The organism is Intestinibacter sp. (genome assembly GCF_022780145.1).
In the GTDB taxonomy this organism is placed as follows: Bacteria; Bacillota; Clostridia; order Peptostreptococcales; family Peptostreptococcaceae; genus Intestinibacter.
The window spans coordinates 1-10,763 of the sequence record NZ_JALEXO010000038.1; the positions used below are offsets into that span (position 1 = coordinate 1).

Annotated in this window: 10 protein-coding genes; 8 read left to right on the forward strand and 2 right to left on the reverse strand. The window is 28.8% G+C overall.

Annotation, left to right across the window (positions count from 1 at the left end; translation table 11 throughout):
• The 3 genes from MR593_RS01475 to MR593_RS01485 all read left to right on the forward strand — a co-directional run.
• Positions 1-1,425 (forward strand): hypothetical protein (locus tag MR593_RS01475; protein ID WP_331474709.1); only part of this gene is annotated, 1,425 nt, incomplete at its 5' end.
• 3 nt (positions 1,426-1,428) lie between these two features.
• Entirely contained in the window at positions 1,429-3,159 is a 1,731-nt protein-coding gene (locus MR593_RS01480; protein WP_290686211.1) for a hypothetical protein, read from the forward strand.
• 140 nt (positions 3,160-3,299) lie between these two features.
• A complete protein-coding gene (locus tag MR593_RS01485; protein WP_290686213.1) occupies positions 3,300-3,587 on the forward strand; it encodes a hypothetical protein in 288 nt (95 codons plus the stop codon).
• Positions 3,588-3,635: 48 nt separating this feature from the next.
• Here MR593_RS01485 and MR593_RS01490 read toward each other — a convergent pair whose 3' ends face one another.
• Positions 3,636-5,270, reverse strand: a complete 1,635-nt coding sequence (locus MR593_RS01490) for a leucine-rich repeat domain-containing protein (RefSeq protein WP_290686216.1) — start codon at positions 5,268-5,270, stop codon at positions 3,636-3,638.
• A gap of 180 nt (positions 5,271-5,450) precedes the next feature.
• Between MR593_RS01490 and MR593_RS01495 the strand changes: the two genes are divergently transcribed.
• A complete protein-coding gene (locus MR593_RS01495) occupies positions 5,451-5,843 on the forward strand; it encodes a BlaI/MecI/CopY family transcriptional regulator (RefSeq protein WP_290686219.1) in 393 nt (130 codons plus the stop codon).
• A 3-nt stretch (positions 5,844-5,846) separates the two neighbouring features.
• The gene (locus MR593_RS01500) at positions 5,847-6,980 is read left to right on the forward strand and encodes a M56 family metallopeptidase (protein WP_290686222.1); all 1,134 of its coding nucleotides are present in this window, start codon (positions 5,847-5,849) and stop codon (positions 6,978-6,980) included.
• A 63-nt stretch (positions 6,981-7,043) separates the two neighbouring features.
• On the opposite strand, the gene MR593_RS01505 is transcribed toward MR593_RS01500, so the two are convergent.
• Complete coding sequence (locus MR593_RS01505; protein WP_290686225.1) at positions 7,044-7,886, reverse strand: hypothetical protein; 843 nt, start codon at positions 7,884-7,886, stop codon at positions 7,044-7,046.
• A gap of 204 nt (positions 7,887-8,090) precedes the next feature.
• On the opposite strand from MR593_RS01505, the gene MR593_RS01510 reads away from it, so the two are divergent.
• The 3 genes from MR593_RS01510 to MR593_RS01520 form a co-directional block, all read left to right on the forward strand.
• Complete coding sequence (locus MR593_RS01510) at positions 8,091-8,573, forward strand: hypothetical protein (RefSeq protein WP_290686228.1); 483 nt, start codon at positions 8,091-8,093, stop codon at positions 8,571-8,573.
• Positions 8,574-8,787: 214 nt separating this feature from the next.
• Complete coding sequence (gene surE, locus MR593_RS01515; RefSeq protein WP_290686231.1) at positions 8,788-9,558, forward strand: 5'/3'-nucleotidase SurE; 771 nt, start codon at positions 8,788-8,790, stop codon at positions 9,556-9,558.
• Between the two features lie 49 nt (positions 9,559-9,607).
• On the forward strand, positions 9,608-10,763 hold a 1,156-nt coding region (locus tag MR593_RS01520; RefSeq protein WP_290686233.1), incomplete at its 3' end, for an amidohydrolase.

Below are 10,763 nucleotides of genomic sequence, written 5' to 3' on the forward strand. Positions count from 1 at the left end.
AAGCTAGAAAAAATCTGCGAGCTATCAGACGACAGAACCTTGATAATTGTGGATAACTTCGATGTCGACGAGGACGAAAACCTAGAAGATCTGATAAACTCAGGCTGCAAATTTATTATCACGACTAGAAATGATTTTACAGACTACAATTACCATCAAATAGAGGTAGAAGAGTTCAAGGATATAGCTGACTTGCAGGCACTATTTTACAGCTACAACAAGATAGATTATTCAGAAGACGACAGAAAAATAATAGACGATATAATCGAAATCGTAGACAGACATACGATGACAGTCGAATTAATCGCCAAACAGCTTAGAACCAGTGAAATAGAGCCGATAATTTTATACGACAAGCTAAAAAGTCTAGAGGGCATAACTAGCGCCAACAAGGACAAAGTAAAGCTGAGAAAAGATAAAAAGCTAAACAACAAATCGATTATGATGCACCTAGAAGTAGTGTTTAATACTGCAAAACTAAGCAACTTCGAAAAATACATCCTTATGAATATGTCTCTAATCGCAAACGTCAAAATCGACAAGCTAGAATTTATGAAGTGGTGTGGCATAGACGATGTAGATAGCATAAATTCACTAATCGACAAGGGCTGGATGGAATTTAGAGACGATAGAATTTCTCTACATCAAATAATAATAGATCTTGTCTACAACAAATTAAAACCAGATGCCGCTGTTTGTGAGCTGATTACAAATAAGATGACAGAAATGGCGACTATGAGAATTAAAAATAATATCCAAAAAAGAAATCAATATATAAAGCTAATCAGTATATTTGCAGAGAGAATTAGTGGATGCACAGTTGAACTTGCCAAATTTTATGATGAGTTTGCAAATTTACTATCTAGTCGCTCTAAGGAAAAATGTTTTGATTATTACGACAAAGCAGTGGATATTTACGAAGAGCTAAATATGATAGATGACGAGCTTGCAGGGGTTTGTTTTGATATAGGCTCTTCTTCTGTAAAATATATTTCAAGTTCATATGGTGGCTGGAGAAGTATATTGGATGAAGATGAAAAATTAGATAGGGCTTTAGAAAATATGGAATATTTTTTTGACAAAAGTATAGAAATAAAATCAAATAAATATGGATATACAAGTTTAGAAATTGCTAACCAGTATATAGAAATTGCAAAAGTTATGGTTAATAAATTTGGTGATGTTGACAGAGAATTAGAAGGAGCTCAGATAAAGAAATACCTATCTTATTTTGAAAAATGTTTAGTAGAGAGCTTTGAAATTAAAAAAGAAATTTTAGGTCTAGAAGATGAGCAGACAAAGGATATTTGCTACGAATTATATCAATTTTATATGGCAGATTCTATGGACATTATACTAAATCAAGATATAATAAAAGATAATAAAAAAGCACTTTATTATGGAGAATTATACATGGGAGAATAGAAGATGTTATTTGATAAATTTATAAATAGAGAACCTTTAGATCATAAGGTTTTAGGGGATTTAGCTCTAGAGCTTGGAGAGTACGATAAAGCACTTAATCACTACAAAAAAGAAGAATATAATTATTTTAATACGGAAGATGACAATTATATCAACATGGATGATATAGGTGGAACCTATCTCATAGAAGAAATATATGAAAAAATAATCGAAATATATTTGCGCAGAGATGATTATGAAAATGCTATAAAATATTCAAAAAAGATAGTAGAAAATGATGAAAGCCGTGAGTATGTCAATAAAGGTTCATCAGTAATCGAGTTATCAAAATTATATGTACTAAATGGACAAAATAAAACGGCCGTAGATACATTAGAAGATTTATTAGATTACGAATTGAATCAAATAGAGTTAAATCCAGATGAAAACTATCCTAAAAAATTGTATATGGCAGTATGTTATGAGTTAATAAACATATTAAAAAACGAGGATAAAAGTAAAAGCCAAAAATATTTAGATTTTGCCATGGATATGTATCATAAAAATAGCAAGTCAGATTTAGGAAGTGAAATGGCTGATATTATAAACCTGCAGTCAGAATTTTATAAAGAATCTCTAATAGATCATAATTTATCTAAAGATGATTTAAACATTGTAGAGCAAATTTGTAGAAATTGTGTTTTAGCTAGTGAAATTTACATAAAAGAGTATGAAGAAGAAAAAGCTATAAATTCTATAGAAGAAGGTGTTGAGTTATACGATGAGTTTAATTTAGATAATTTTAAACTTCAATTTGATTTGATATATCAGTTAGCAAATATAAAAGGAGAAATCTATGCAGACAAAGAAGACATATATAATGATTATTTGAACGCATATGAAATACTAAAACAAAATAATTTTTTCGATGAGTACAAGAAAAATATGATTTTAGATCAATTATATTATTACTGTGATGATTTTGAACTTAGTGATAATTATAGAAGTCAATGCGATTATTATTATATAGCTGAGTATAATATAAAACATAGCGAGAAATGGATAGTGTCTTCTGTATCAGAATATGAAAAAGCTGCAGATAATTATAATGCCTGTCATAATTACGATATGGCAATAAAATGTTACAAAAAAGCACTTGACAATTTAAGTGGATATGGCCTTTTTACCGGAGAATTTTACGAGGAAGAGGAAAACCTAGATATGTGGGATAGAATTTCTATTTCGTATAGTAAATATAATGGATTATGTAAAAGCATATCTAGAGCCTATGACGATAAAAAAGATTACGATGAAGCCATAAAATACTTAAATATGGAGATTGATTGTATAAATAAACATAGGGATAGCAGTGATTTTAAATCGGATAAATATTACAGCTTTGCTTATATATATCAAGATATAGCTGAACTGTTGAATAAAAAATCAGATTTTAAAAATAGTATAAAATATTATTTATTTGTAATAGGTGTTTGTAACAGTCCAAATTTAGATAACAGTATAAGTGATAAATACGATGATATAGAATTTCTATTAAAGTTACTTGAAGAAGATAAAATAAACGAATATATTTTATCTGAAGAATTTACTATAGAGTTGGATAATCAATACATGAATCGAATGCAAAGCTTATTTGAAAATTTGTTAAAAGTAGCAGAAAAAGCATCAGATGAAGAAGTTGCAGTGTTCTGTAAACAAAAATTAAATCTAATCAAAGACACACCTTTTGATATTTAATAAAAAACAGCCATACGAGAGTTTAACCGCTCAAATATGGCTGTTTTTATTTTCAATCAAACTAACCTAAAAACGCAAATTACAGATTTAAAAATCGACCTACTATAATAAAATCATACAAAAAAAGGGGTGTAGTAACGATGTATTGTAAACAATGTGGAAATTTTATCGACGAAAACAAAGACCAATTTTGCATGAACTGTGGAATGCCTGTAAACCAAGAACAGGTACAGCAAATCAAACAGGAGAATGAAAAAAAGGAGGGCAAAGTTATATACTATGTTTCTGAAGTACTTTCACTATTTTTCATAGTTGCATTCTTGGTAAACGCCTTGAATGAAAACATCGAAGCAGTAAGCGATCTTTGCTATGCATTTGCAATGATAAACCTACATAAAATTTTGAAGGATAAATATTTTTTAGTATGATTTTTATGAGGTATAAGCATTTGTAAATTCGCTTATACCTCAATTAATTTATTTAGCTTTTATAGATTTGACAGAGCTATATGAGCTGTAAACTTTACTTCCGTCTTTTAGAGCTCTATAAGCTCTTACTTTGTAGTAATAAGTTTTATTAGAAGTTCTTTGACTATCAGTATAACTTCTTCTAACATTATCATCTTCTATAGTAGCAATTCTAGTATATGTTCCATATCTACTAGTTGCTCTATAAACTTGGTATCCAGTAGTCTTAGATGATATATGACTCCAAGTTACTTTTATTTTCCCTTTTTGAGTACTTGAAACTGAGATATATGGAGTAAGAGGCTTAGTTCCTGTTACAAATTCATCTGTAAAATCTCCATAATATTTAACGCCAGTAACTATCTTATAAGCTCTAACTTTATATCTATACATAGTAGCAGATGTTAAGTCAGTTCTTGTATATGAAAGGGTAGAGCTACTTGTTATAGTTTTTACCTTTGTATAATCTCCTAATGAAGATTTATACATCCATACTTCATAGCCGTTTGCGCCACTTGTCTTGTTCCAAGATAGTTTTGTACTTGAAGTTGTGCTTGTGTATTTAAGTCCTGTAACGTCGTTTACTTGTTGTTTTACAACTTTGAAATCTTTGTTTATCAATGTTTTTTTAGTACCGCTTTGATCTGTAGCTGTAACTTTATATGTATAATTTCCTTCTGGAAGTGTTCCAAATTTTATACCTGAATCGATTTTTGAGTATGTGTATGAATAAGGGCATATTTCTTTTGATGCTGTAGGTACAGCTTTGCCGTTTTTATCTAGTACTTGGACACTTACAGATATTAATTTGTAGTTTGAAGTTATTTTCCCTGTTAAAGTAAAGGGACTTCCATATGATATAGTTTTAGGATAATTTTGTCCAGTTATATTTAGTGTTGATTTTTTGTCGATTAGCTTAATTTGATTTTTATATTTATCCTTTAAAAAATTATAAGCATATGAATCCTTATGTAGCCATATTTCATTTACGTTAGTTTGACCAAAAATATAGCCATAATCTTCGTCCGCTTCTTCAAGCATATATTCTGTATCTATATAATTGACAGAATTAGGGATAGTTATACTATTTAAATGAGTACCATAAAATACTCCACCACCTATATGCTTTACAGAATCCGGAATAACTATATTTTTTATTTTAGTAGATGCAAGTGCTGTATCTTCTATTTTAGTTGTGCCATCTAAGATAGAAGGATTTTCATTTTTTCGAGGACATTTTATTAAAGTCGTTTTGTTTTTATTATATAAAATGCCATTGTAGTCAGAAAAATTGCTGTTATCTTTATCTACAATTATATTTTTTAAATTACAACATTCAAAAAAAGCCCCTCCGCCAATATTAGTTACTGTTTTAGGTATTGTTATATTTTCAAATTCACAATTTACAAATGCTTCTGGAGCAATAATTGCAACTGGAGTATAGTATATTTGTTCTGGTATTGTTACGTTTTTTTCATCTCCAATGTAGCCTCTAATAGTTACAACTCCTGCATCACTAGAATACACAAAGTCATTGTATTTTTGATAAGCAAAGGATTGATTAGACTTGTTTATTGAGCCTATTGCTAAAATCATGGCAAATGATATTAGAATAGACAAAAAATATTTTGCTGTTTTTTTCATGTATCTTAACCCCCTATATATAATGTATTATGAATCATATACTACAAATGTAGTATTTTATATTTAAATAGTATATCAATCAAAAAATAATGTCAACATAAAGCCAAGTAAAAGGAGTAATACTAATTGAAAAAATAAAAAAAATACTCTAATATAGATATTAATAAAAATAACGAAAGGATGGCGAAGTCTATGTCTATATCTAAATTACCGAATTCAGAGCTACAAGTAATGCAGTATATTTGGTCTCAAAATAAAAAGCTTTCATCTAAAGAAATAATTACAGAAATGTCAGAAGGAAACGGCTGGAAGCAGACGACTACATTAACTGTTTTGTCTAGATTAATAAAAAAGGAATTTTTGAGCGTGGAGAAAATAGGCAGATATTCTTACTATGAGCCTCTAATAAAACAAGACGCTTATGTAGATTACGAAACAGCTAATTTTATGGATACATTTTACCAAGGCTCTATAAAAAATTTATTGTCGTCATTAAATGATAAATGTAAAATAGAGAAAAACGAGCTAGAGGATATTCAAGATTGGCTGACAAATTTAAAGGAAGATAAATAGTAAATGTTTAGCATACAAGATGTAATCATTAATTTATTGAAAACAACGATAATATCTTCTGTTCTGATCTTATTTATATTATTATTAAAGACAACTTGGCTCAAAAGATACAGCAAAAATTTAAATTATTATATTTGGTTATTTGTAATAATCAGGTTGATTGTTCCTCTAGAAATTCCAATTAAATATACTTTTTCTGAAAAAAATAAAATAAGTCAAGTAAGTGATATGGTAGTGTCGATGCAAAGTAGTATAGAATTTGACACGTATTTTTATATATTTGTATTCTATTTAATTGGTGTGATGATTTTATCGATATATTCAATTATGACGTATCTTAAATATAAAAAGATGATTAAAAAATTGTCTTATGATGTAGATGACGATTTTACTGCTATATTTAATGAAGTGAAAAATGAAATGAGTGTTGATAAAAATATAGTCATAAGATACTGCGATTATGTAAAATCACCTTGTTTGATAGGAGTTTTTAGACCGTATATATTAGTGCCTAATGTGGGATATAGTTGTGAAGAAATATCTTGGATTTTGAGACATGAGTTGACACATTACAAGTATAAGGACAATTTAATAAAATTAATTTGCTTCTTGATTAGAATAGTATACTGGTTTAATCCTCTAGTATATTTGTTAATCCATGTTATGGAAAATGACTGTGAACTGTCTTGTGACCAAAGAGTAGTCAAGGATAGAACCTTTGATGAGAAGAAAGAATACGGATTAGCTATAACGAATTCTGTAAAATATTCTATTAATTTAAAAGAAAAATTTGAAAAAGAATATTATATGAGCTTCAGTGATTCTAAAAAATTAAAGAGAAGATTACAGGATTTATTTGTAAAAAAATTAAAGGCAGGATATTTTGCTGCGGTTGCTATTTTTGCTATTACTTTAGGTAGCTTTGTCAACTTGGAATTTGATTATTTATTAAAAACAGAGTATGAAGAGAATGATATTTTTACTATAAGTGTGTATACTTATACATATAAGGATGCTCCTCCAGAGGTAAGAGAGTTTCATGAAAAACGATGTAAAGCTAGAGGTGTCGTTCCTAAGGATTCTGACATAATAGATATGTCAGATATTACTTTAAAAAAAATAAATAAAAATAAATAATTTTTTTTAAAATAGAGTATTATAGTGAATAGATTCAGTTAGTATAATACTCTATTTTGTATTTTATTTAATTTTTATACTTATAATTTTATCAATATTATTTAATTTTGAAATATCAGTAAAAGATTTATTTTCAGCATCATCAAAGATATTTTCAATAAGGTTATTAAGTCCATACTTTTGAGTATCAGAAATACATTTATTTTTTAAATCAGTTTTATTTTTAAATATTAAGTCATAATCTATATCAAAGGAAAGTATTCTAAAAGGTTTTTGAGGCATATATCTTTCGTCTACATCTACATTTAATTCATATGTAGAAGAAAAAATATTTGTATTTGGCTTAAATATATTTAAAGAAAAATAAAAATCTTTTTTAAAATTAGAAATAATTAAATAGTTAGTACAAAAATATGTTTGTGATTTATTTTTATTAGTAAATAAGCTATATTCAGTTGTGCTTTTTTTAGGATCATTTAAATAATCTCCTAATAAATAAAAGTTATTTTTTTCTATTTTTATTTGTTTTATTTTTTTATTATCTATTGTATATATATCATATATTAGCTTATTACTTATACTGCCTTCATAATCTAAATTATGTTTTATATTTGATCTAAGAACTAATAAATCTTTATTAGAGTCTCCGTTTAAATCTACAATTTTGTAAAATAAAATTCCTTCTACATTTTTATCTAATAATTTTTCTCCTTCTATATCTAAATTATTACCATTTTCTAAATACAAAGAAGATTTACCGTATTTAGGAATAAGCGTGTTTTCTACATAATCGATATATGTTTTTTCGATATTATTATCATGCTTTTGTTTTATGAAAAATACAATTCCAGTTAAAATTGCACATGAAATAAAAAATATAATGATTCTTTTGATTTTTTTATTCAAAATAATACCTCCCGTTTTATGATACTGTGATAATATAATAGTATTACATATGTAGAATTAAAATCAATAAAAAGTTCTACAATTGTAAAAATAAATATACTACTAATGTAGAATAAAGGATAAAAATATGATATACTTTGCTATAGGGCAGGTTAATTTAATTAATAAATTAACAGAAAGTATTTAAATATCAGGAGGAATTTTATGAAAAAACTAATAAGTATTATTGCATGCTTTATTTTATGCTTGAGTTTTGTAGGGTGTAGTTCTGATGCTCCAGCTTCTAATGTTTCAAGTAGTGATGTAAAATCAAAAAATCAAGAAGATAAAAACAAAGAAGAAATTGTATTAGTTGACAATGATTATGCAACTGTAACTATAACTGAAAAGTATGAAGACATGGGGGAAATTGGATATAAAGTAACTATAGTTAATAAAACGAAAAAGAAACATTTAATGGTTGCAGTTGAAGATGTAAGTGTCGATGGTGTTATGAACGATCCTTTTTGGGCTACAGATATTACAGCAGGTAAAACAGATTATTCTGAAATATACTGGTTTGAAGATGGTGAAGATAATAAAAATGTTAAATCTATTGATGATTTAAAAAATGTAGAAGGTAAAATAACTATATCTGATTATGATGAATTTGAAACTTATAGTGAAGATGAGTTTGAACTAAAATAGTAAATTTTAATATAATAGGGATTTAAGTATTTAAAAATATATATAATTGTTATAGATTTGATAACTGTTACTATATAAATAAAAGAGACTGGTTTTCCGGTCTTTTTTGTTTTTACAAAAAATTAATAATAGAAACTATTTATTGAATTTTTATAAGAAATATCCTCTTATGGTATAATAAAATAAATCAAAATAATATTAAAAGGAGAAAATTATGAACATATTTATAACAAACGACGACGGAATAAATGCAGAGGGGATAAAAATTTTGTCTGAGGAAATCTCAAAAATAGCAAATACATATGTAGTTGCGCCAGACAGTCCGAGAAGTGCTAGCGGTCATGGAATTACACTTCACAAGCCGATTTTGATAAACGACGAATTTATAGCTGAAAATGTAAAAGCTTACTCAACATCAGGTACACCTGCCGATTGTGTGATGGTTGGGTTAGAGGCGATTTTAAATGATGTTGAAATTGATTTGGTGTTGAGTGGAATAAATAGTGGTCCAAATTTAGGAACTGATGTGATATACTCTGGAACAGTTGCGGCTGCTGTTGAAGGACTTATAAAGAAGAAACCATCTATTGCGATTTCTTGTGATTCGTATGATGTTTCAACAGAAGATTATGAGGAGGCTGCAAAATATACAGTTGATTTGATTGAAAAATTACAAGGCAATTTAGATAAATTAAACGGTGTGGCATTAAATATAAATTTACCAAAAGGAGACAAAAAGGGAGTAAAAATAACAAAATTAGGTGAACGTGTATATAATAATATAATGGACAATAGAGAAAGCTTGAAGGGTCAAAGATATGTCTGGATAGGTGGAGATTTAGCGGATATTCCTCAAGATGACGATAGCGACATACTTGCTGTTGAAAACGGGTATATATCTATCACTCCAATTGATATAAATATGACTAATTTAAGTAAAATGAAGACACTTAAGGATTTAAATATAGAAGACATGAGCCTTTAAGATTTGGCAAAAGCGCTTATAATTTAAGTGCAAAAAAGAAGGTGTAAAAATGGAAAATCAGGTAATAATATTAAATGCTAAGATTTATACTGTTGATTCTGAAAACAGTGTGAAGGAGGCATTAGTTATAGATGGAAATAAAATCGCGTATGTAGGAACTAATGAGGGTGCGCAGGAGTTTATAGATAGAAGTTTGGCACTTGGTGAGTCTATTGACTTTCTGGATTTGATGAGTGCACTAGATTCAGGTGAAGTCAAAGGTTCACTAAAAGTAATCGACCTTCAGGGGCATACTGTACTTCCGGGGCTTATAGATAGCCATATTCATCCACCCGGTACAGCATTGACAGATCTTTACGAGGTTTCTTTGTACGGATTAGATTCTGTAGAGCAGTGCAAAGACGCGATAAGGGCTTTTATAGAGAGAAACAAAGGCATAGATACAGTATATGGAAGAGGATGGTCTCTAGGTATTTTTGAAGGAGACGAGGTCTCAAAGGGTCCTAGAAAGGAACATTTAGATGATGTTTCTAGAGACATTCCTATAATCCTAAGAGCATACGATGGTCATACTTTATGGCTAAATTCCAAGGCATTTGAGAAGTTTGGAATAGATGAAAATACTCCATGTCCTTCAGGTGGCAAGATCGAAATCGACGACGATACAAATAAGGTTTGGGGTACTCTAAAGGAATCTGCAATCCATCTAGTCAAAGAAGGTGAATATACAGATTACCAATACCAAAAGGCATTTGAGTTATTCCAGCAGAAAATGCACAAGTTCGGAGTCACAAGTATCTTATCACTTTCTGGATTTAAATGGGGTATACAGCCACAAGTTTATAAGAAGCTAATAGACGAAAACAAACTAAAAATGAGGATTTCAGCTGGATTTTCGATAAGTCCAGGAGAGGATCCAATAGAACAAATAGACAGAATAAAAGCTATAAGGGATAATTTCGACTCAGATTACTTTAAAACTACCACAGTAAAATTACTTGCAGATGGTGTAGTTGAAGGAACTACTGGGAGCTTGATAGAGCCATATGAATTAGGAGCAGGTAAGGGAAGCGACTACTGTGGAGAATTTCTATGGGATAGAGATAAGCTACCTATAGCAATTAATAAGGCTAATAGAGAGGGATTTTCTATACATGTCCACTCAGTAGGAGATAATGCGACTAAAACTATGCTAGATGTTATTG

Bases quoted from the DNA above. Each gene is read 5' to 3' on its own strand.
- MR593_RS01480 (WP_290686211.1), top strand. From the start codon at position 1,429: ATGTTATTTGATAAATTTATAAATAGAGAACCTTTAGATCATAAGGTT.
- MR593_RS01485 (WP_290686213.1), top strand. From the start codon at position 3,300: ATGTATTGTAAACAATGTGGAAATTTTATCGACGAAAACAAAGACCAA.
- MR593_RS01490 (WP_290686216.1), bottom strand. From the start codon at position 5,270: ATGAAAAAAACAGCAAAATATTTTTTGTCTATTCTAATATCATTTGCC.
- MR593_RS01495 (WP_290686219.1), top strand. From the start codon at position 5,451: ATGGCGAAGTCTATGTCTATATCTAAATTACCGAATTCAGAGCTACAA.
- MR593_RS01500 (WP_290686222.1), top strand. From the start codon at position 5,847: ATGTTTAGCATACAAGATGTAATCATTAATTTATTGAAAACAACGATA.
- MR593_RS01510 (WP_290686228.1), top strand. From the start codon at position 8,091: ATGAAAAAACTAATAAGTATTATTGCATGCTTTATTTTATGCTTGAGT.
- surE (WP_290686231.1), top strand. From the start codon at position 8,788: ATGAACATATTTATAACAAACGACGACGGAATAAATGCAGAGGGGATA.